Annotated in this window: 16 protein-coding genes; 6 read left to right on the forward strand and 10 right to left on the reverse strand. The window is 42.8% G+C overall.

Going from position 1 to position 22,124, the window contains the following annotated elements:
* Positions 1-145: 145 nt before the first annotated feature.
* Positions 146-1,099 (reverse strand): thioredoxin-disulfide reductase, encoded by a 954-nt coding sequence (gene trxB / locus L2729_RS18535; RefSeq protein ID WP_101090248.1) that lies wholly within the window; start codon positions 1,097-1,099, stop codon positions 146-148.
* A 266-nt stretch (positions 1,100-1,365) separates the two neighbouring features.
* On the opposite strand from trxB, the gene L2729_RS18540 reads away from it, so the two are divergent.
* From L2729_RS18540 to L2729_RS18550, 3 genes are read left to right on the forward strand one after another with little or no spacing between them, the layout of a single operon-like run.
* Positions 1,366-2,493: a M14 family metallopeptidase gene (locus L2729_RS18540; RefSeq protein WP_248989591.1), complete on the forward strand. Its 1,128-nt coding sequence runs from the start codon at positions 1,366-1,368 to the stop codon at positions 2,491-2,493.
* 36 nt (positions 2,494-2,529) lie between these two features.
* The gene (locus L2729_RS18545) at positions 2,530-2,847 is read left to right on the forward strand and encodes a zinc ribbon domain-containing protein (protein ID WP_101090246.1); all 318 of its coding nucleotides are present in this window, start codon (positions 2,530-2,532) and stop codon (positions 2,845-2,847) included.
* Positions 2,844-3,125 carry a YeaC family protein gene (locus L2729_RS18550; RefSeq protein WP_248989592.1) on the forward strand — a complete coding sequence of 94 codons (282 nt, stop codon included), beginning with the start codon at positions 2,844-2,846 and terminating at the stop codon, positions 3,123-3,125. The genes L2729_RS18545 and L2729_RS18550 overlap by 4 nt, the downstream gene beginning before the upstream one ends.
* Positions 3,126-3,457: 332 nt before the next feature.
* Here the strand turns inward: L2729_RS18550 and ansA are convergent, their stop codons facing one another.
* Together ansA and sppA are read right to left on the reverse strand one after the other, a co-directional pair.
* The gene (ansA, locus tag L2729_RS18555; protein ID WP_248989593.1) at positions 3,458-4,474 is read right to left on the reverse strand and encodes an asparaginase; all 1,017 of its coding nucleotides are present in this window, start codon (positions 4,472-4,474) and stop codon (positions 3,458-3,460) included.
* Between the two features lie 119 nt (positions 4,475-4,593).
* The gene (gene sppA, locus L2729_RS18560; RefSeq protein ID WP_248989594.1) at positions 4,594-6,435 is read right to left on the reverse strand and encodes a signal peptide peptidase SppA; all 1,842 of its coding nucleotides are present in this window, start codon (positions 6,433-6,435) and stop codon (positions 4,594-4,596) included.
* 155 nt (positions 6,436-6,590) lie between these two features.
* Between sppA and L2729_RS18565 the strand changes: the two genes are divergently transcribed.
* Complete coding sequence (locus L2729_RS18565) at positions 6,591-8,606, forward strand: oxidoreductase (RefSeq protein ID WP_248989595.1); 2,016 nt, start codon at positions 6,591-6,593, stop codon at positions 8,604-8,606.
* 471 nt (positions 8,607-9,077) lie between these two features.
* Here the strand turns inward: L2729_RS18565 and yfaE are convergent, their stop codons facing one another.
* The 5 genes from yfaE to ubiG form a co-directional block, all read right to left on the reverse strand.
* Complete coding sequence (yfaE, locus tag L2729_RS18570; protein ID WP_248989596.1) at positions 9,078-9,431, reverse strand: class I ribonucleotide reductase maintenance protein YfaE; 354 nt, start codon at positions 9,429-9,431, stop codon at positions 9,078-9,080.
* Positions 9,421-10,551, reverse strand: a complete 1,131-nt coding sequence (gene nrdB / locus L2729_RS18575) for a class Ia ribonucleoside-diphosphate reductase subunit beta (RefSeq protein ID WP_248989597.1) — start codon at positions 10,549-10,551, stop codon at positions 9,421-9,423. Before nrdB ends, yfaE begins: the two co-directional genes overlap by 11 nt.
* A gap of 73 nt (positions 10,552-10,624) precedes the next feature.
* Positions 10,625-12,913: a class 1a ribonucleoside-diphosphate reductase subunit alpha gene (gene nrdA / locus L2729_RS18580; protein WP_248989598.1), complete on the reverse strand. Its 2,289-nt coding sequence runs from the start codon at positions 12,911-12,913 to the stop codon at positions 10,625-10,627.
* 401 nt (positions 12,914-13,314) lie between these two features.
* Positions 13,315-14,010 carry an HAD family hydrolase gene (locus tag L2729_RS18585; RefSeq protein ID WP_248989599.1) on the reverse strand — a complete coding sequence of 232 codons (696 nt, stop codon included), beginning with the start codon at positions 14,008-14,010 and terminating at the stop codon, positions 13,315-13,317.
* Positions 14,003-14,713, reverse strand: a complete 711-nt coding sequence (gene ubiG, locus L2729_RS18590; RefSeq protein WP_248989600.1) for a bifunctional 2-polyprenyl-6-hydroxyphenol methylase/3-demethylubiquinol 3-O-methyltransferase UbiG — start codon at positions 14,711-14,713, stop codon at positions 14,003-14,005. Before ubiG ends, L2729_RS18585 begins: the two co-directional genes overlap by 8 nt.
* 292 nt (positions 14,714-15,005) lie before the next feature.
* On the opposite strand from ubiG, the gene gyrA reads away from it, so the two are divergent.
* A complete protein-coding gene (gene gyrA / locus L2729_RS18595) occupies positions 15,006-17,726 on the forward strand; it encodes a DNA gyrase subunit A (RefSeq protein WP_248989601.1) in 2,721 nt (906 codons plus the stop codon).
* Positions 17,727-17,838: 112 nt separating this feature from the next.
* On the opposite strand, the gene L2729_RS18600 is transcribed toward gyrA, so the two are convergent.
* Positions 17,839-18,984 carry a serine hydrolase domain-containing protein gene (locus L2729_RS18600; RefSeq protein WP_248989602.1) on the reverse strand — a complete coding sequence of 382 codons (1,146 nt, stop codon included), beginning with the start codon at positions 18,982-18,984 and terminating at the stop codon, positions 17,839-17,841.
* 427 nt (positions 18,985-19,411) lie between these two features.
* Here L2729_RS18600 and serC point away from each other — a divergent pair, with 427 nt between their 5' ends.
* Complete coding sequence (serC, locus tag L2729_RS18605; protein ID WP_248989603.1) at positions 19,412-20,503, forward strand: 3-phosphoserine/phosphohydroxythreonine transaminase; 1,092 nt, start codon at positions 19,412-19,414, stop codon at positions 20,501-20,503.
* Between the two features lie 62 nt (positions 20,504-20,565).
* On the opposite strand, the gene L2729_RS18610 is transcribed toward serC, so the two are convergent.
* On the reverse strand, positions 20,566-21,756 hold the full coding sequence (locus tag L2729_RS18610) for an amino acid aminotransferase (protein ID WP_248989604.1): 1,191 nt from the start codon (positions 21,754-21,756) through the stop codon (positions 20,566-20,568).
* Positions 21,757-22,124 lie beyond the last annotated feature (368 nt).

The raw sequence follows: 22,124 nt of genomic DNA on the forward strand, positions 1-22,124 counted from the left end.
GAGTGCTTGAGATACGTCCATAAAAAATCCGAATGTAAGGAATACATTCGGATTTTCGCATGCTGAGAAGATCGGTCAACCGATCAAATATTGACTAACTGATCGGCATTAAGGCTTAAAGCCTGCTTTTTATCGAAACAACCAATTACTTCTTGGCGTCTAAGTAACGCTCAGCGTCAAGTGCGGCCATACAGCCTGTACCCGCTGATGTAATCGCTTGGCGGTAATGTTGATCCATTACATCGCCAGCAGCAAATACGCCCTCTATACTTGTTTGGGTAGCGTTGCCATTAAGGCCACTTTCTACTTTGATATAACCATTGCTCATCTCTAGCTGGCCTTCAAACATGCCAGTATTTGGGCTGTGGCCAATGGCGACGAATACGCCAGCCACTTCTAAATCTTTAATGACACCATCTTTAGTGCTCTTCATTTTAAGACCGGTAACGCCCATCGCATTACCAACAACTTCATCGAGAGTGTTGTCTAGGTGTAAGATGATATTGCCGCTCGCCACTTTGTCCATCAGGCGCTTAGTTAAGATTTTTTCACTGCGGAAACTATCACGACGGTGAATAAGATGTACTTCGGATGCAATGTTACTGAGGTACAGTGCTTCTTCAACTGCGGTGTTACCACCACCAATAACGGCTACTTTCTGGTTACGATAGAAGAAACCGTCACATGTTGCACAAGCTGATACGCCACGGCCTTTAAAGGCTTCTTCAGACTCAAGACCTAAGTACATCGCTGATGCACCAGTAGAGATGATGAGTGCATCACAAGTGAACTCGCCGTCATCACCTTTTAACTGGAAAGGGCGGACGTTTAAGTTAACTTCATTGATGTGATCAAAAATAATTTCAGTATCAAACTTTTCTGCATGCTTTTGCATACGTTCCATGAGTGCTGGACCGGTAAGATCATCCGCATCACCTGGCCAGTTTTCAACTTCTGTCGTTGTCGTAAGTTGCCCACCTTGCTGCATACCTGTGATCATGACAGGCTTTAGGTTAGCACGAGCGGCATATACTGCTGCGGTATAGCCAGCAGGGCCTGAACCCAGAATAAGTAAGTTACAATGTCTAGCTTGGGTCATTTGTTTCTCCGTTCTTTTACGAATGCAATGTCTATCAAGGGGGATCAAACCCCTCTATCTCTAGGAATTGCAGCGATTGTATGGAATTTAAGGTTGTGGGTAAAGCCCTGTATTGAGAGAACACTGCAACGGAAAGCTTACACAGCGTCGATTTTTAGGGGTTTTTACACTGTTTAGGCTGCTCCTTATCACATTTTGGTTTATTCTATAGCGCAAAGATTGAAATCGAGCTGGATCACAGCCTAAAACAGTAGAAAGGAAGTGTTATGCGTATTAGCGCGAATTTTGATGGCGGAAACATAGAAGTAATCAATGCTGACAATAAAGACGATGTGCAGTTGGCCATTCGTCCTGATGAAGGTGGAGAGTTTTTTCAATGGTTTAATTTCAAACTCGATGGTGTTGTTGGTACTCAGTACACGCTTAATATTGTTAATGCGGACAAAGCTTCTTACGTTAAAGGTTGGGATGATTACCAAGCGGTCGCCACTTATGATAGACAGAACTGGTTTAGACTGCCTACGACTTACCAAGATGGTAAGTTAACGATTGCGGTGGATCTTGATTGCGATGCGATTCAAATTGCCTATTTTGCACCGTACAGCTATGAGCGTCATCAAGACTTATTAGCGGCCGTACAGGTACATCCACAAGTCAGCTTAGAGCATTTAGGCCTGACATTGGATGAACGTGACATGACGCTCATCAAAGTCGGTGACGGTGACGAAGAGAAAGCCAATATCTGGATCACTGCGCGTCAGCATCCTGGTGAAACGATGGCTGAATGGTTGGTTGAAGGATTAATTAACAACCTGCTTGATAGCGATTGCCCTACGGCTAAATCACTTTTAGACAAAGCCAACTTCTATATTGTGCCAAACATGAACCCAGATGGAAGTGTTCGAGGGCATTTGCGCACCAATGCAGTAGGAACAAATCTTAACCGTGAGTGGCAGTCTCCCTCTTTAGAGAAAAGCCCTGAAGTATTTTATGTGGTTAATAAAATGAAAGAAACGGGTGTCGACCTTTTCTATGATGTGCATGGCGATGAAGGCTTACCGTTTGTATTCCTTGCTGGCTGTGAAGGTGTCCCAGCCTATACCAAAGAAGATGCAGTACGTCAGCAAGCATTTGTAGATGCATTACAAATGGCGAGCCCTGATTTTCAAACTGAATTTGGATATGATAAAGACGCGCCAGGTCAAGCCAACTTAACCGTCGGTTCTAACTGGGTGGCACATACGTTTGGTTGTCTTTCTAACACGTTAGAAATGCCATTCAAAGACAACGACAATATGCCTGATCTTATGGCAGGTTGGTCGCCTGAACGCTGTATTTACCTTGGTGAAGCATCGTTGATTGCGATGAACGCTGTGGTTGACAAATTAAAGTAAGTGGTACGTTTATTTAATGAGTATTGAGGGGAGTAAATGGCATTAGTTAAGTGTCCTAGCTGTGGTGAGCGCATTTCAAGCATGGCCAAAGAGTGCTCGCATTGTAAAGCTAGCATTTCTGCCAACAATGAAAGCCTGCAAGTTATTAGTCATATAAAGCGCTCTAATCAGTTAATGAATCAGAGCTTTTTGGCATTAACGTTATTTATTGGCGGTGTAGTCACTTGGTTTTGGGGGGGAGAACCTGCAGAGGGGACCCGTTCTATTATTGCAGTGTCTGCTTTCACGCTGGGTTTTGTTGGCTACTTGGTTACTCGAATGCAAATCGTGCTACATAAACGGAAAAGAGTATGACCGATATTAATAAAGTCATTAATGATATGCCGGCTGAAGTTTACCAGCGCTTACTGAGTGCAGTAGAACTGGGTAAGTGGGAAGATGGTACCGTGCTAACACAAGAGCAGCGTGCATCGACTCAACAGGTCGTTATGCTTTATCAGGCTAGAAAGCTTACACAAACGGAACACTTCACCATTAACAGTGAAGGTAACGTAAACGAGCTCTCTAAGTCGGAATTAAAGAAGCAGTTCAAAGGCGAGACTATCGCTGAGTTTCAAGAAAAAGAGCTGTAGATTAGGGGCTGTTGATCTTTCACGGTTGTTTTTGCCGCAGTTTATTGGCTATTTTGACAAGGCGGAGGCTATGTCGTTTAATCATTCTCCACAAATAGTCTACAACACCGTAAAAATAGCCAAGAAGCGCGGCCCTTCGGGTTCGTTTCAATGCTTTTATTACTGTGTTACGAGCTTTTCGCTTAGCCAGCTAAGCATCATCGCTCAAGCCTTGTACTAAAACCATTGAATTCGAACAAAAACTAAGCTCGAAAGATCAACAGCCCCTAACCATAAAAGCCCTGTGCTAATTTATTAGCGCAGGGCTTTATCTATTTCTAGAAGCTGAATGTCTAATCTTGGGTTAACTCACCTACAATGGATACTTGCATGGCTTTTCGGATGGCATCAGGGGTGAGATCCGTTGATAATAAATAATGTAGCTTAGCCAGTGCAGCTTCTGTCGTCATGTCGTAGCCACTGATCACACCTGCTGATGCAAGCGCATTACCCGTCGCATAACCGCCCATATTCACTTTACCTTGCAAACACTGGGTTAAATTCACCAGTACAATCCCACGCTCGTGTGCATCACGTAACGTTTTAAGTAACGCGGGTGTTTGTGGTGCATTGCCGACACCAAAAGTCAGCAATATTAGCGCTTTTACGGGCTGCTGTAATATATTGGCGAAGATTTCTGTACTAATACCAGGGTAAAGAGTCACGACACCTATCGGTTGTGGACTGATATTAATCACGTTAAGTGTTTGGCTCGGATTCTCCTTTGCGAGTTTACCGGCATGCCAGCGGATCTTAATTCCAGCTTCTAACAATAATGGGAAATTCGGCGAAGCAAACGCATTAAAGCCATCAGCATGCGCTTTAGTCGTACGGTTACCTCTAAACAGTTTGTTATTGAAGAATAAGCACACTTCATCGACAGGGTAATTTGCTGCGATATAGAGCGCATTAAGTAAGTTAGTTTGTCCATCGGAGCGTAATTGTGCCAGTGGGATCTGTGAGCCGGTAACAATAACGGGTTTAGAAAGCCCTTGTAGCATGAACGATAAAGCCGATGCGGTATATGCCATGGTATCGGTACCATGCAAAATCACGAAGCCATCGTATAGGTCATAATTGGCTTTGATATCATTAGCGATCATCTGCCAATCAGTCGGTGCCATATCTGATGAGTCGATTAGGGGAGAGTATTCGCTGATGACAAAGTCTGGCATTTCTTCATGGTAAAACTCAGGCATTGCTTTGATACATCCAGTCAAAAATCCTGCAACAGGGGCAAAGCCTTGTTCCGTTTTTTGCATACCGATAGTACCGCCTGTGTAGGCTACATATATACAGCGTTTAGTCATGTTGGTTTTGATTTTGTTTTTGAACACAATGGGATGATTATAAAGGTGTGGATATAATAAAGCCCAGTAAAACTGGGCTTTATTTAATAAAACTTTAGTGAGTGATACAGCTTGATGACTTAGTCACTGCAAGTATCACAGTAAAGGTAGACACCATTTGGATCATCAAACGTCTGCAATGTCTGAGCAACTGTTGAAAACTGACCTAAAAGTTGTTCAATTAGCGTGGTTTTTGCCAAACTTTGTGGCATGTATACTGACGCGCTAGCAAACATCTCTTGTACAAACAGATCTTGCGGTGATAGCTCTTGCTCAATGACTTCGGTATCAAAATGTTCGATTGATGCCATATCCGCCGCTCGCGATACTGCGTCTTGTAGATCACCTAGTTCATCTACCAAACCAAGCTCAAGTGCCTTACGGCCAGTCCAAACGCGGCCCTGTGCAATACTATCGACTTGCTCAAGACTCATATCACGCTCTTTAGCGACTAATGAAATGAAGTCGTTATATCCGCGTTCAATATGGCGCTGAATAATAGCACTGATCCCTGGAGAGAGACCTTTGGTGACAGAAAAGCCTGCCCAGTCAGAAGTTGCAACACCATCGGTATGGACACCTATGCTCGCAAGTGAGTCTTCAAAGGTGGTAACCATTCCGAAAATGCCGATAGAGCCTGTCAACGTTGTTGGGGTGGCGTAGATATAATCTGCACTGGCTGATATCCAGTATCCACCGGACGCTGCATAGCTGCCCATACTGACAACAACGGGTTTGTTGGCTGTTTTAAGGGCTAATACTTCTTGGCGGATCTGCTCTGATGCGAATGCACTGCCACCAGGGCTATCAACACGAAGTACCACGGCTTTAATGGAATCATCAAAACGTGCTTTACGAAGCAACTTAGCGGTGCTTTCTCCGCCAATCTGCCCAGCAGGTTGCGAGCCATTCATGATAGTGCCTTTGGCAACGATGATCCCGACTTTAGCGTCTGATAAAAGCAGTGGATGACTTGCCGTTACTGAAAGGTAATCATAGAAATCGATCTGCTTGAATGACTCACCATCGGCAGATTCACCGACGGCATCAACCATGCTCAATCGAAAGCCTTCCGCCGTTTTAAGATCATCAACCCAATTCATATTGAGCGCCATTTGGCTAGACTGACCTTCAGCTTTCTCTAACTGGGCCAAATAGTCCTCTGCGCTCAAAGATAGACTGCTTGCAGTGATATCTCGGTTTTGCCCAACCGTAGTACTGTAGCTTTCCCATAAATCGTTTAATAAGGTTAAGTTAGCCTCTTTAGCCGCGTCTGACATGTCATCACGAATAAAGGGTTCTACTGCAGACTTGAATGTACCGACGCGGAAGACATGAGCTTTAATTTTAAGCTTGTCTAAGGCAGACTTAAAATATTGGCGATAACGACCTAAGCCTTCAATTTCAACGCTGCCCTGTGGGTTTAAGGTGATGCTATCTGCAAAGCTGGCGAGGAAGTACTGATTTTGTCCGTACCAATTGGCGTGAGCAACAATGGGTTTACCAGACTCTTTAAAGTTGTTTAAGGCATCACCAATCGATTGTAGCTTACTCATGCCTGTGCCACTAAGGTGACCTAAGTCGAGTACTAACTGACTTATCCGATTGTCGGACGCGGCATTGTTAACAACATCAATGACATCTGCTAATAGGATCTCGCCACCAGCATCTTTACCATTACCACTTTTCATTGCCGCTTCAAAAGGGTCTACATGGCGTTTTTGATCAACGATTGCTCCAGAAAGGTTCAACACCAGTGCTGAACCATCTTCTACTTCTATGCTCTCTTCACCGCTTAATACTACGATGAGTGCGATGACAATACCGAAAAAGAAAAGGTTTAAAAATAGTTTTCTTGTGCCGTTGATTACATTCCAGCTAAGCAGGAATATCTTTTTAAATATTGAGGGTTTAGCGGGCATCAGCCACTCCTTTGAATCCGAATTATGACAATGCTAACTGAAAACAGTCTCGAAAGGAAAATTCAATTGTAAAGGAATCTAATCACTCACTTATTGAGCTTATGGTTTACACAATGTATGCTGAATTAAATCACTTGTTTAAAAAGGACGTTTGAATGTCGTTTCCGCATTTATTAGAACCCTTAGATCTGGGCTTTACCCAGTTAAAGAACCGTGTGCTGATGGGCTCAATGCATACCGGTTTGGAAGAAGAAAAGGGCGGTTTTGAGAAACTGGCAGTGTTTTATAAAGAGCGTGCAGAAGGTGGAGTAGGTCTTATCGTCACTGGCGGTATTTCACCTAATCTCCGTGGGCGGTTGGCGCCTAATGCTTGTCAGTTGAGTTTTCCATGGCAGGTAAAGAAACACACTATCGTCACTAAAGCTGTGCATGACGCCGGCGGTAAGATATGCATGCAGCTACTGCACGCAGGGCGTTATGGTTATCACCCATTCTCGCAAGCACCGAGTAAAATAAAATCTCCGATTACCCCTTTCACACCATCTGAAATGTCTACAAGACAAGTCGCCGCAACGATTAAAGACTATGCAACCAGTGCCGCACTGGCGAAAAAAGCAGGTTATGACGGCGTAGAGGTGATGGGCAGTGAAGGCTATTTAATCAACCAGTTTGTTAGCTCTCGCACCAACAAACGTACCGATAAGTGGGGCGGAGCATTTGAAAATAGAGCGCAATTCCCCGTTGAGATCGTAAATCAGATCCGCGCCAAAGTGGGCACTGATTTTATTATCATTTTTAGATTGTCTATGCTTGATCTCGTGGATAATGGCTCCACTTGGGAAGAAGTAGTACAACTTGCGAAACGGTTAGAAAGCGCGGGTGTAACGATTATAAACACCGGCATAGGCTGGCATGAAGCGCGTATTCCGACCATTGCCACCAGTGTGCCTCGCGGCGCGTTTGCATGGGTGACGGAAAAGCTGATGAAAGAGATGTCTATTCCGCTTATCGCCACTAATCGCATTAATACACCCGAGATAGCAGAATCTATTATTGCGTCGGGCCAAGCAGACATGGTGTCGATGGCTAGGCCTTTCTTAGCCGATCCTGAATTTGTCAATAAAGCCGAAGCGAGCACTCCTGAACTTATCAATACTTGCATTGGCTGTAACCAAGCGTGTCTCGATCATAGCTTTGCGCTTAAACGAGCAACCTGTTTAGTTAACCCGCGTGCTTGCTATGAAACCGAGCTTAACTTCACCCCAGCGAATATTAAAAAGCGTATTGCGGTAATGGGCGCAGGCCCTGCCGGGATGGCGTTCTCAGTATATGCGGCGACTCGAGGTCATGAAGTGGTTTTGTTTGAGGCAAAATCTGAAGTCGGTGGACAATTTAACTTAGCCAGAAAGATCCCTGGAAAAGAGGAGTTCGACGAGACCATTCGATATTTTCTAAACCAGATCAAACTGCATAAGATTGAACTGCGTCTAAATACTCGACTCGATGCCAGTGTCATTAGAGATGAAAAGTTTGACGAAATAGTGATGTCATCGGGGGTTAAACCGCGTCCGCTTGATTTACCTGGTTTTGATAGTGAAAAAGTGGTTGATTACCAACAAGTACTCAACGGCGAAGTTGAAATCGGGCAGAAGGTTGCTTTGATTGGTGCTGGCGGTATTGGTTTTGATATGGCGCACTATTTATGCGAAGAAGAGTCGTCTACGTTAAACCCAAATAAATGGCTAAAGCAGTGGGGCATCGATAAAGAATACCAAACTGCAGGTGGCCTAACTGAGCCTGTTCTCGATGAAAAGCATCGTGAAGTGATGTTACTGCAACGTAAAACCACAAAAATGGGTAAAGGGTTGGGCAAAACAACGGGCTGGATCCACCGCTCAGTTTTGAAGCAGCATAAAGTGGTGATGAAAACCGGCGTATCTTATGAAAAGTTTGATGATGAAGGGCTGCATATCACCGTGAATGACAAGGCTGAGGTGTTAGCAGTCGATAACGTTGTACTCTGCGCGGGTCAGGTTTCAAATACTGCACTGCTTGAAGAGATGAAATCAACGGGAATTCCGGTTCATCTGATTGGCGGAGCTGATGTTGCCGCTGAACTTGATGCCAAGCGTGCTATACGCCAAGGTGCTGAGCTAGCTATCGCGCTTTAGGCTTCTGTTCTATATTCCATTAAAAGCCTGTTTAGTTCGCGTATTGAACTAAACAGGCTTTTTTGTTATTGATGCTTTGTGTTTAGATAAATAAGTTAAAAAGAGCGTTAATATTTTCCCGAATAATGAGGCAGATAGTGGTTATTGCAGTGTAACCTCCTAATCGCTAATCGCTAATCGCTAATCGCTAATCGCTAATCGGTATGCACGAGAGCGCGAGAGCATATGGATAAGGTGAGGAAGCCGGTATTAGCGGGGGCTTGTTTAGGTTATAGAGAGCTTGGAGGAGTCTATAGTTTGATATGCCGAGCATTGATGAGGCTCGAGTGTTCAGGGTTGTGTACTCGCGGAGTGTTTAATGGTGGACTTATGTCTAGGTAGGGTAGTGCGTTATGCACTGAAATAAATGAACTACAGAGATTAATGTCATAAAACTGCTGTCATGACTCTCTGCAATCTAAACTGTTGCCGTTAATCTATAGATTCGTGAGTTTCAGGTTGCTTGTGTTTGGGGGCCCTAACAACGACTTCGGCACCTTCCCCTGAAAGTTCCAAATTTATATCGGTCGTTGGAATACAACAACATGGCAGACATTCGTCTGCTTCTAATGTCACTAGCGGTTCAGTTATATAGCTAACGGAACCACTAATCACTTTAGTTTTGCATTGCCCACAAAATCCATTTCGGCATTCAGAAAAAGTCTTCACTTTCTTCTGCTCTAATGCTTCAAGCAAGGTCAGGTGCTGTTGATTAAACAACAGCACCGGTTGGCCTTGCAGGCTAACGATGGGGGCTTTTTTTAAGCTGAGGTGCTTAAAGGTCAAAGTCTAAAAACTCATCTTCATCAATAGAAGCATCGATTTGGCCAACTAAATATGATGAAACTTCAACTTCTTGAGGTGCCACCTGAACCGCGTCACTCTCGAGCCAGTTCTTCATCCATGGAAGTGGGTTCGTTATCTCCGCGTACGGTGATTCAAAGTTAACTGACTTCATACGTTCGTTAGTGATGTACTCGACGTACTGACAAAGGATGTGTTCATTTAGGCCGATCATTGAACCGTCTTTGAATAGGTATTTAGCCCACTCTTTTTCTTGCTCAGCAGCTTTGACAAAGATGTCGATGGCAGTTTGTTTGCATTCTTTAGCAATCTCTGCCATTTCAGGATCATCTTTACCAGCATGCATGATTTTTAAAATGTGTTGCGTGCTGTTCAAATGCAATGCTTCATCGCGGGCGATTAGGCGAATGATTTTTGCATTGCCTTCCATAACGTTGCGCTCTGCAAATGCAAACGAGCAAGCAAAACTAACATAGAAACGAATGGCTTCAAGCACGTTAACAGACACCATACATAAGTAGAGTGCTTTCTTTATTTCTCGCTTAGTGACTTCAACGATTTCGCCATTAATGTGATGGCTACCTTCACCGTGCAAGTGGAATGCTTGGCTAAGTATGATGAGCTCGTCGTAATAAGCTGCAATGTCAGTTGCGCGCTTAAGGATCTCTTTATTCTCAACGATATCGTCAAAAACAACCGATGGGTCATTAACGATATTACGGATGATATGAGTGTATGAGCGCGAATGAATCGTTTCTGAAAACGACCATGTCTCAATCCATGTCTCTAATTCAGGCAGAGATACTAACGGTAAAAATGCGACGTTGGGTGAACGACCTTGAATTGAATCAAGTAGAGTCTGGTATTTTAAGTTTGAAATGAAAATATGTTTTTCATGTTCAGGCAGTGCGGCGTAATCAATTTTATCTTTGCTGACGTCAACTTCTTCAGGGCGCCAAAAGAATGAAAGTTGTTTTTCAATCAGTTTTTCAAATACTTCATATTTCTGTTGGTCATAACGCGCAACGTTAACTGACTGCCCAAGGAACATAGGTTCAAGCAGTGCATTGTTAGGTGTTTGACAAAATGTAGAATAGGCCATTTTTCTATCTTCCGATAATGGGGGCTTTGCCCCCTTTAATTAACGTTTAATACTCATGAATAACTGCTTGAGACTAGATTTTACATGCGCCGCCTTCGCAGCTGTCATCTTCTACTTCAATGGAAGTAATGTCATCATGATTATCTGAAGCACCATCACGAGTATTGTGATAGTAAAGTGTCTTCACACCGTATTTATAAGCAGTCAATAAGTCTTTCAGCAGTACCTTCATTGGCACTCTTCCACCCTCAAAACGAGATGGGTCATAGTTGGTGTTAGCTGAAATAGATTGATCAACAAACTTCTGCATCAAACCAACTAACTGTATGTAACCATCGTTATTAGGCATCTGCCACAATAGTTCATAACTATGCTGATATTTTTCAAAGTCAGGAACAACTTGCTTTAATTGACCATCTTTACTGGCTTTAACGCTGATGAGACCGCGCGGTGGCTCAATGCCGTTAGTGGCGTTAGAGATCTGCGAAGAGGTCTCTGAAGGCATCAATGCCGATAATGTTGAGTTACGCAAACCGTGAGTCTTAATCTCTTCACGTAACGTTTCCCAATCCATATGCAATGGCTCGTCACAGATTTTGTCCAAGTCACGCTTATAAGTATCGATAGGTAAGATCCCTTTCGAATACGTGGTTTCGTGGAACGCTGGGCAAGCCCCTTGCTCTTTAGCCAAGTTCATTGACGCTTTCAATAGATAGTACTGAATTGCTTCAAATGTCTTATGAGTAAGACCATTTGCTGAACCATCTGAATAGCGCACACCTTCTTTCGCAAGATAGTTAGCGAAGTTGATCACTCCTATCCCTAAAGTACGACGATTCATCGATGCTTTTTCAGCAGAGATAATCGGATAATCTTGATAATCTAACAAGTTATCGAGCGCACGTACGGCAAGATCTGCCAATGGCTCTAGCTCTTCAAGCTTTTTAATCGCGCCTAAGTTCAACGCTGAAAGCGTACAAAGGGCAATTTCACCGTCAGGATCATTGATGTTGTTCAATGGCTTAGTCGGCAGCGCTATTTCTAAACATAAGTTAGATTGGCGGATTGGTGCTACTTTTGAATCAAATGGACTGTGCGTGTTGCAGTGATCCACATTCTGAATGTAGATCCTGCCTGTTGAGGCACGCTCTTGCATCATCAATGAAAACAGCTCTACCGCTTTAATCTGTTGCTTACGGATACTGTCATCAGCTTCATATTTAAGGTAGAGACGCTCGAACTCATCTTGGTCTTCAAAGAACGCATCATACATGCCTGGCACATCTGATGGGCTGAACAAACTGATCATGCCACCTTGGATAAGACGCTGGTACATAAGCTTGTTTATTTGTACGCCGTAATCTAAGTGACGAATACGGTTGTCATCCACACCACGGTTATTCTTAAGTACCAGTAATGATTCAACTTCTAGATGCCACATTGGGTAGAAGAGGGTGGCTGCACCGCCGCGTACGCCGCCTTGTGAACACGATTTGACCGCTGTTTGGAAATACTTATAAAACGGTAAACAACCGGTGTGGAATGCTTCACCACCACGAATAGGGCTACCTAGCGCGCGAATACGACCGGCATTCACACCAATCCCCGCTCGCTGAGAGACGTATTTAACGATTGAAGATGCAGTGGCATTAATTGAATCTAAGCTGTCACCACATTCAATTAGCACACAAGAGCTGAATTGACGTGTTGGTGTACGTACACCCGCCATAATCGGTGTGGGTAGTGAAATCTTAAACGTCGATGTAGCATCGTAAAAATCTTTTACGTACTTAAGACGTGTTTCTTTTGGATATTTAGCAAACAAACACGCTGCAACCAAAATATAAAGAAACTGTGCACTTTCATAAATCTCATGAGTGACACGGTTTTGAACTAAATACTTACCTTCTAGCTGCTTAACGGCTGCATAAGAGAAGTTCATGTCACGCCAATGATCAATGTAGCTACCTAATATTTCGATCTCTTCGCGGCTATAGTCCTGCAGTATGTGGGCATCGTACTTACCCAGTTCTACTAAGTGAACGACATGTTCGTAAAGTTTTGGTGGTTCAAACTGACCAAACGCTTTTTTACGAAGATGGAAAATGGCCAGTCTTGCAGATAAAAACTGATAGTCAGGTGACTCAGGGGAAATTAAGTCTGCAGCGGCTTTAATGATAGTCTCGTGGATCGCTTCGGTTGGGATCCCTTCGAAAAACTGTAGGTGAGAACGTAGTTCAACTTCAGACACCGAAACATTAGTCAGTCCCTTTGCCGCCCATTCAATAACACGATGGATTTTTTCGAGATCGATTGTCTCACGTTCGCCACTGCGTTTTGTGACTGTCATATTACTATTCATTAAAGATAAACCTTGGTTCTTATATTGATGAAAGTGACCTGCATAGGTGCACCGTACATTTCCCTGTAAACAATCCAAACGAAACCGTAAAACAGTGGCTTCCAATTTATTGACACAAACTGCTAAATAGTGTCTCTGATCGCCACTTACACACAATATATGGTGTTTTTAAATTTCTTAGGTACAAGATAGTGAGGTTCGGGGTTTTTTGCAAGTGTGAATTCTGGGAACAAGTTGTGGATATCTTGAGGATAAATTTGACAGTTAGTAACAGCTAACCCTTAAAGCTTGTTTTGATTTGGGTTCCTAGCGGAAGATGAATATTTATACAGCCAAAAATGGATTTGAAGATCGCAGGATCCTTGAGCGATCTTCACTTATCAATATACTGATAATGTAACTCAGTCATTAAGCTGAAGGGTGAACCATTTTATCAACTCATCTGGGTTAGCAAAGCAAATGTCTGTTGGCCAGGCATTAATATCATCGTTGGGCGCTATATAACCCCATGCTGCTAAGCCAGCTTGCATATTGGCTGCTCGAGCAGCAACCATATCTCTTTCTGCATCGCCCAGATAAAGAATATGTTGGCAACTAACACCTATTTGCTGAGCCGCCAGTAGCATAGGGGCGGTATGAGGCTTTGAATAAAGTGTTGAATCGCCACTCACAATGGCGGGCATCTGTTTGTCGAGGCCTAATTTAATCAGCAGTGGCCGAGTAAAACGAGCAGGCTTATTGGTGACCACGCCGTAGGGAATATTATTAAGCTTTAACAAGCTGAGAAAAGGCCACAGCCCAGAGAATAAGTCACAGTTGTTACCGTTAACCTTTTCATAATTCTCTAGCAGCGCCAATTGTATTTGTCGTTGAATATCATCGTTGGCATTAGGAAGGGCAGCGCGAACCATGGCTAAGCTGCCATGAGATGCGTGATTACGCTGTTGACTTAAGGTGACTGTCGAGTAACCAAATTGGCTCAGGCTGATATTTAGCGCATCAACCATATCCGGAGCGGTGTCTGCAAGTGTGCCATCAAGATCAAAAAGCACCGCTTTAATGGCACGGTGCTTTGTAGAAGGGTTACTGTCAGTCATTCTTTACTGTGGTAATCATATAATTGACTTCTAAGCTTTTAGTATACTTAAACACATCCGTAATGGGGTTGTAGGTTATCCCTACGGCATCATTACAGATAAGCTCGGCGTTATCCGCAAGTGCTATGAGTTCAGAAGGCTTAATGAACTTTTTGTGGTCATGAGTACCAACAGGCAATATTTTCAGCAAATATTCTGCGCCGAGTATTGTTTCGACATAAGCTCTCATATTTCTATTAATTGTAGAGAAGAAAACAAAGCCACCCGGTTTTACCATATCTGCGCAGGCTTGGATCACTGAGCTTGGATCGGGTACATGCTCGAGCATCTCCATACACGTAATGACATCATATTGTTGTCTGTGCTCATCGCGATGATTTTCTGCGGTGTTCTTTATATAGTTAACCGAAACACCCATTTCTAATGCATGTAAACGAGCGACGTCGAGTGGCTCATCACCCATATCTAAACCGGTCACGTTTGCGCCGATACGAGCCATGCTTTCAGACAAAATACCGCCACCGCAACCAACATCAAGTACGTTCTTGCCAAAAATGCCACCAGCGGTTTGATCTATATAATTGAGGCGAAGTGGATTTAAATTGTGCAGAGGCTTGAATTCACCGTTTAGATCCCACCAAGTGGCGGCCATTTTTTCAAATTTAGCAATCTCTTCAGGATCGACATTATGATTGTTTTGCACTATTAATTACCTCAGATCGATTAATTCGTCTTTTGTGCTCATTATAATGATTAGTGCCAATAAACAAAGCGGATATCGCGTGGTTTCTTAGGAATCATTAAAAGTGACCAAAAAATACACTTATGCCTTGATTTTAATCAATAGTATTGCCTATTACTTCATATAGTAAATGAATGCTGTATTGGGTCTAGCGCCGTCAAATAACTGTGTTAGAATGCCAAATCACGTTTTCAAGCATGACTATTCTTATCTGTAAGGATTGCGTGCTAAATTTCAAGGGATCGAGCGGTTTATGACTGATCTGGCTTCATCTATAACACCAATTAATATTGAAGACGAATTAAAAAATTCATACCTAGATTACGCCATGAGCGTAATTGTAGGACGGGCACTGCCCGATGTTCGTGATGGCTTAAAGCCTGTTCATCGTCGCGTATTGTTCGCCATGAGCGAATTGAAAAACGACTGGAACAAGCCTTATAAAAAGTCTGCTCGTGTCGTTGGTGACGTTATCGGTAAATATCATCCACATGGTGATACTGCGGTATATGACACTATTGTTCGTCTGGCACAGCCATTCTCAATGAGATATCCACTTATCGATGGCCAAGGTAACTTTGGTTCTGTCGATGGTGATGCTGCAGCAGCAATGCGTTATACCGAAATCCGCATGGATAAAGTTGCGCATCAATTATTAGCGGATCTTGAAAAAGAGACCGTTGACTTTGTCCCTAACTACGATGGTACTGAGTTTATTCCTGCTGTATTACCTACGCGCATTCCTACGTTACTTGTTAACGGTTCATCAGGTATTGCGGTCGGTATGGCAACTAACATTCCACCTCATAATATGAGTGAAGTGATTGCAGGTTGTTTAGCGCTGATTGAAGATCCGGCTTTATCAATTGAACAGTTGATGGAGTACATTCCTGGTCCAGATTTCCCAACTGCAGCAATCATTAACGGTCGTAAAGGCATTATTGATGCTTATAACACGGGCCGTGGTCGCGCCATTATGCGCGCACTTGCAGAGGTTGAAACGGAAGATAATGGACGTGAGCGAATTATTGTTCATGAAATTCCTTATCAAGTTAACAAAGCGCGCTTAATCGAAAAGATTGCGGAGCTTGTTAAAGATAAAAAGATTGAAGGCATTAGTGGCCTACGTGATGAGTCTGATAAAGACGGCATGCGTATTGTCATTGAGATCAAGCGTGGTGAAGTAGGCGAGGTTGTACTTAACAACCTATATGCTCAAACACAAATGCAGTGCTCTTTTGGTATCAATATGGTTGCGTTGACAAATGGTCAGCCAAAACTGTTTAACCTTAAGGAAATGCTAGAGTGCTTTATTCTTCACCGCCGTGAAGTGGTTACTCGTCGTACTGTATTTGAACTTCGTAAAGCACGTGAAAGAGCTCACCTTTTGGAAGCTCTCGCCGTTGCACTTGCAAACATTGACCCTATTATTGCGCTAATTAAAGCGTCACCTACTCCTGCAGAAGCCAAAGTTAAGCTAATTGCACAGGGATGGGAGCTCGGTCATGTTAAAGGCATGCTCGAAAAGGCCGGTGATGATGCTGCTCGTCCTGAATGGTTAGAACCAGAATATGGTATCCGTGATGACAAGTATTATCTGACTGAGCAACAAGCACAAGCCATCCTTGAGCTTCGTCTGCACCGTCTAACGGGCCTCGAACATGACAAGATCATTGCTGAATATGAAGAGCTACTTGAAGTTATTGCAGCACTACTTCTTATTCTAAGCAGCCCACAACGTCTGATGGAGATCATCACTGAAGAGCTTCATGAAGTATTAGAGAACTTTGGTGATAAACGCCGTACGGTTATCAATGCTAACGAAGTTGATATGAGTCTTGAAGATCTTATTAACGAAGAAGATGTTGTTGTTACGCTTTCTCATCTTGGTTATGCGAAATACCAAGTGTTAAGTGATTATCAAGCGCAGCGTCGTGGTGGTAAAGGTAAAGCAGCGACTAAAGTGAAGGACGAAGATTTCGTTGAAAAGCTTTTGGTTGCTAATACCCATGACACGATTTTGTGCTTCTCAGATTTTGGTAAGATGTACTGGCTTAAGGTTTATCAATTACCACTAGCAAGCAGAACTGCTCGTGGTCGTCCCATTGTGAACCTGCTACCGTTATCAGAAGGTGAGCGCATCACTGCAATCTTGCCTGTACGTGAATACGCAGATGATAAGTATATTATCATGGCGACATCACACGGTACGGTGAAGAAAACAGCGTTAACGGCATACAGCAATCCACGTGCTAACGGCATTATTGCGGTAAACCTTAAAGATGGCGATCAGTTAATTGGTGTAGATATTACCGATGGTAACGACGACATCATGCTGTTCTCTAATGAAGGTAAAGTGGTTCGCTTTAACGAGAAAGCCCGTAATGCAGAAACGGGTGAAGTTAAAATCGATCCGGAAACCGGCGAAGAGATTATCGCGCTACGTGCTATGGGGCGTACTGCTACCGGTGTTCGCGGTATTAAACTTGAAGCTGGCCAGTCTGTTGTATCATTGATTGTACCTAAAGAAGATGGTGCGATTCTAACGGTGACAGAGAACGGTTACGGTAAACGAACTTCGTTATCTGAGTATCCGGCTAAGAGTCGTGGCACTAAAGGTGTGGTTTCAATTAAAGTCAGCGACCGTAATGGTGCTGTAGTTGGTGCCGTGCAAGTTGGCGACAATGACGAAATCATGTTGATTAGTGACAAAGGTACCTTAGTCCGTACTCCGGCTACTGGCGTATCAAGTATTGGTCGTAATACACAAGGTGTAACGATTATCCGTACTGCTGATGACGAGAAAGTTGTTGGTCTACAGCGTATTGATGAAATACAAGATGAAGACGTTGAGCTTGATGAAGAGGGTAATCCTATCATCACTGAAGCGCTTGATACTGAAGCCACAACTATTACTGAAGTGCCAGATACTGAAGCACCAGCGACAGATGAGAAACCTGAAGACGACGCATAACGCGGTTGTTTAAGTCAATAAAAAGGATGCCAATTGGCATCCTTTTTTAGTTCTGCTGTTTATACATTTCTAATACAATCAAGATGATTAATCGCAGTCATTACGGCTCGCATTACTTTTGCTGTTTAAATACGTCGTGCCAAAAGGTAGCGCTTAATTTTGCGATGACTCTCGATTCACCATTCAATAGCATCACCATGCCGATATTGAGCTCTGGTGAATAGGAAATTTCAGCGACGTAACCTGCAACCCAACCCGCATGATAAATGAGTGGGCGCCCGTCAAACTCATAAACTCGCCAACCTTTACCATAATGTGCATCATCAAGATAAACCTTCCAATCTCGGCGGCGGAGTTCTTTGGTGGTTTTAACCCCTGGTGTCGTTACATCTGCAATGACCGCTGGAGATAACACCGCGGGTCTTTCCCCTAAGTTAGCTATCAGCCATTTGGACATATCCGTAATACTTGCGTTTACACCCACAGCAGGAGCCAGTTTGTAATAGTTAGCTTTAACTTTTACTTTTTTAAAACCTGACTTTGTTTTTACATGTGGCTCAGCTCTATTACTTTCTTGTTTGAAAGCTTCAAAACCTACTGAGGCGTTGTTCATGTTTAATGGTCTAAATATTCGTTCATTGATGTAACTCTCATAAGTTTGTCCGCTTTTTTGTTCAATCGCGGACTCTATGAATGAAAAAGCCACATTTTGATAGCTGTAACACACTCCTGGTTTACACATAGGTGTTAACTCAGAGAACTTACTGATAATTTTTTCTATGTTCACATCAGCATTCACTAAGTTATCGTAGCTGTTAGGCATTAACCCTGTACTTTGGCCAATAATATGTCCCAAATTAATTTGCTTACTACCATTAGGGTCCGCTAATGAAAATGAGGGAAGGTAAGCGTTTATCGATTGTTTCCAATCCAATTTATTTTCTTGAACCAACATACTCGCGAGAGAGCCTGCAAAGGTTTTTGATACTGATGCTAATCTAAACACGGTATTCGCATTAACGTTTAGTGAGCCTCCTTTACTGCGTTTTCCGTAGTAGCTGAGCTTTAATATCTTGTCTCCTTCGACAATAACAAATGCACCACCGGGCACTTTTCTCTTTTTTAATTGACTATGAAAACTCTGTTTGAACTTATCTGATACCGTATCAAATTGTGAGGCTTGTACTTGTTGAGTGTTTAGCAAGGCACTTAAAGATAATGAGATAGTGCCAAAGAAAAAGGCTGATTTTAAAAACATGTAAATATCCAGTTGACCATTTATTTTTATTATTTCAATTAAAAGTGAGACTTCCACGAGCCCTGAGTAACAGTTTATAACAACTAAAGTGTTGTTATCATTCTAATTTTTATTAGTCGACTCAACATGTGAACTCAAGTGCTCATTAAGGGAACTCAGCGAAGTTTTATCGTGCAAACAGTGTGAAGCTGTTCGATGAATAAGCAATAATGTTCACCTCCACACTCATATATAAGATTGACTATTGTTGTTCAAAAAGCAGGACTTTACTAGTGCTTACTGATTTTGTTTTAGCGTAAAATAATGGACTATTTTTACTTGATGACTAATTTGTTTCTAACCACTAATCAGCTGTTAGTTACGATATACTGTAGATTATTGAATAACCTATTAATGTGTTAGCTGAAAATGATATAAGGACAATGCTGTGAGCGCTATTTATAATTTCTGTGCCGGACCTGCTATGTTGCCTCAAGCTGTTATGCAAAAAGCACAACGAGAATTATTAGATTGGAACGACATGGGCACTTCGGTGATGGAAATAAGCCATCGCAGTAAAGAGTTCATTGCATTAACGGAGCAAGCAGAAACAGATCTTCGAGCGTTAATGGATATCCCGGCAAATTATCATGTTCTTTTTATGCATGGTGGTGGACGAGGTCAGTTCTCAGCAGTCGTTAATAACTTTCTTGGTGAAGATGGGCGCGCTTTATATCTAGTTGACGGCAGTTGGTCTTCTGCAGCGGTTGATGAGGCAAAAAAACTTGCCGGCGATAGGAACATCGACACGATTAACATTGTCGAAAAATCTACCGGGAAAAATGTTATCGCCTTACCTGATTTATCTCAAATCGATAAAGATTATCGCTATTTACATTACTGCCCGAATGAAACCGTCGATGGTATTGAAATTTTTGAACCATTAAACAGTCCATGGCCTGTGATTGCCGATATGTCTTCAAATATCTTATCGCGCAAAATTGACGTTAGCCAGTTTAGCCTCATCTATGCTGGCGCCCAGAAAAATATCGGGCCATCAGGTCTCAGTATCGTTATTGTGCGAGACGATATGCTGGCGCTGCCTAGCTTACCGCAATCTTCAATCATGGATTATACGCTGGCAGTCAAACATGGCTCTATGTATAACACCCCACCAACATTTGCTTGGTATTTGGCTGCAGAGGTCTTTAGCTGGCTAAAATCAATGGGAGGTGTTGCGGCGATTGAGCAAATTAATATAGAAAAAGCAAAGCTGCTTTATCAGTGTATTGATGAACTTGATTTTTATACCAGTGGTGTTGCAATAGAAAACCGCTCGCGCATGAATGTCACATTTCAGTTGGTAAATACTGAACTTGATAGTGTGTTTCTTGAAGCCGCCAAAGGGGCTGGTTTGGTCGCCCTAAAAGGTCACCGTAGTGTCGGTGGTATGCGGGCAAGTTTGTATAATGCGATGCCTTTAGAGGGCGTTATCGCACTTGTTGGCTTTATGCGAGAATTTGCTGAGAAGAATGCTTAAGCTTATAGATTGAGTATAAAAAAGCCGCTGCTTAGCGGCTTTTTTATTTAGCGGGCTGGCCGTTAAAGAATTTTTGCAATCGACTTTGCTAAGTAATCCACATTTCCAGTGCCAATACCGGCGATGCTAATACGGCTTGAATCTACCATATAAACACTGTATTCGCTTTGAAGTTGTGCCACTTGTGCAGGCGTAATACCAAGAAAAGAGAACATCCCTTTTTGGTGGGTAATAAAGTCAAAGTTACGAGTAACGCCTATCTCTTTTAGTTTGTTAACCAGCATGGTGCGATTGCCATTTATTCTATCGCGCATGACCGTTAACTCATCAAGCCACTCTTGCTTCAACTCTTCAGAACCTAAAATTGTTTCAACAATTGCGGCACCATGGGCTGGGGGCATTGAATAAATGCAGCGCACGACATAAAGCAAAACTGAAAATGCGATATCACTTGCCGCTGCGTTTTTGCCTATGATTGAACACGCGCCAATACGCTCACGGTAAAGACCAAAGTTTTTAGAGCAAGAGCTACACAAAATCATGTTGCTAACACTGGCGGCCATTTTTCTAACGCCATAAGCATCTTCATCAACACCGTCACCAAAGCCTTGGTAAGCCATGTCGATTAATGGTGTGAAGCCTTGCTCAACCGTCAACGCGATAATTTCATCCCATTGCTGTTGATTAAGATCCATACCACTTGGGTTATGGCAGCATGCATGCAATAACACCACATCATTGCTACCGACTTGAGATAGCGCGGCTTTCATTTCATCGAACTTGAGTGATTTAGTCTTATAATCGTAATATGGGTAGGTCTTGACCGTGATGCCTGCCGCTTCAAATAAACCAGTATGATTTGCCCAGGTCGGATCGCTAACCCACAGTACAGCGTTAGGATTGCAACGCTTGATAAAGTCTGCCGCGACTCTTAAGGCGCCTGTGCCACCGGGGGTGGATACTGTGCGAACTCTATTGGCCATAATGGCAGGGTTTTCGGTGCCAAAAGCAAGCTCTGACATTAGGCGATTAAAATCAGCAGAACCGGTAGGGCCGATGTAAACTTTAGTTGACTCGGTGTCTAATCTGTACTTTTCAGCCTTTTTTACACAAGACAAAATAGGTGTGTGACCAGTTTCATCTTTGTACACACCAACGCCTAAATCGACTTTCTGCACATGGTTGTCTTCTCGGTATTTTGTAAGTAAACCCAAAATAGGGTCTGCTGGCATAGCGGTCAGTTTGTTGAACATAGCTCCATCTACCTCATGTTGATTAGCCTAATTGGCCCAATTTAATTATTATTTTTTGTTAAACCTAGGGTAACGTAAATTAGGGGGGAGTTAATAGCACTTGTGATTAATTTCATGTGTATTTAAAGTGGCAAAAAAACATTCCACCGTTCTAAGTTCAGCCTCAAGCGAGCTTATTTACCGCTATTAATGTTCAGTTTTACCCTCTTGAGTAACATTTAGCAGCTAAAGGGCATTTTTTAGCAGAAAAGTGTTGAATACTTCGCAGCAATCAGTAAATTTGTAACTACGAAGTTCAAACAATCGCTAAACCAGCTGTCATTTTGTCGTGGTGACATAAAAAGCTTTTAGCATGAACATCTACTGTT

The organism is Shewanella gelidimarina (assembly GCF_023283945.1).
Taxonomy (GTDB): Bacteria; Pseudomonadota; Gammaproteobacteria; order Enterobacterales; family Shewanellaceae; genus Shewanella; species Shewanella gelidimarina.

What these genes read in the sequence shown, in the direction of transcription:
- trxB (WP_101090248.1), bottom strand. Translation starts at nt 1,099, where the DNA reads ATGACCCAAGCTAGACATTGTAACTTACTTATTCTGGGTTCAGGCCCT.
- L2729_RS18540 (WP_248989591.1), top strand. Translation starts at nt 1,366, where the DNA reads ATGCGTATTAGCGCGAATTTTGATGGCGGAAACATAGAAGTAATCAAT.
- L2729_RS18545 (WP_101090246.1), top strand. Translation starts at nt 2,530, where the DNA reads ATGGCATTAGTTAAGTGTCCTAGCTGTGGTGAGCGCATTTCAAGCATG.
- L2729_RS18550 (WP_248989592.1), top strand. Translation starts at nt 2,844, where the DNA reads ATGACCGATATTAATAAAGTCATTAATGATATGCCGGCTGAAGTTTAC.
- ansA (WP_248989593.1), bottom strand. Translation starts at nt 4,474, where the DNA reads ATGACTAAACGCTGTATATATGTAGCCTACACAGGCGGTACTATCGGT.
- sppA (WP_248989594.1), bottom strand. Translation starts at nt 6,435, where the DNA reads ATGCCCGCTAAACCCTCAATATTTAAAAAGATATTCCTGCTTAGCTGG.
- L2729_RS18565 (WP_248989595.1), top strand. Translation starts at nt 6,591, where the DNA reads ATGTCGTTTCCGCATTTATTAGAACCCTTAGATCTGGGCTTTACCCAG.
- nrdB (WP_248989597.1), bottom strand. Translation starts at nt 10,551, where the DNA reads ATGGCCTATTCTACATTTTGTCAAACACCTAACAATGCACTGCTTGAA.
- nrdA (WP_248989598.1), bottom strand. Translation starts at nt 12,913, where the DNA reads ATGAATAGTAATATGACAGTCACAAAACGCAGTGGCGAACGTGAGACA.
- L2729_RS18585 (WP_248989599.1), bottom strand. Translation starts at nt 14,010, where the DNA reads ATGACTGACAGTAACCCTTCTACAAAGCACCGTGCCATTAAAGCGGTG.
- gyrA (WP_248989601.1), top strand. Translation starts at nt 15,006, where the DNA reads ATGACTGATCTGGCTTCATCTATAACACCAATTAATATTGAAGACGAA.
- L2729_RS18600 (WP_248989602.1), bottom strand. Translation starts at nt 18,984, where the DNA reads ATGTTTTTAAAATCAGCCTTTTTCTTTGGCACTATCTCATTATCTTTA.
- L2729_RS18610 (WP_248989604.1), bottom strand. Translation starts at nt 21,756, where the DNA reads ATGTTCAACAAACTGACCGCTATGCCAGCAGACCCTATTTTGGGTTTA.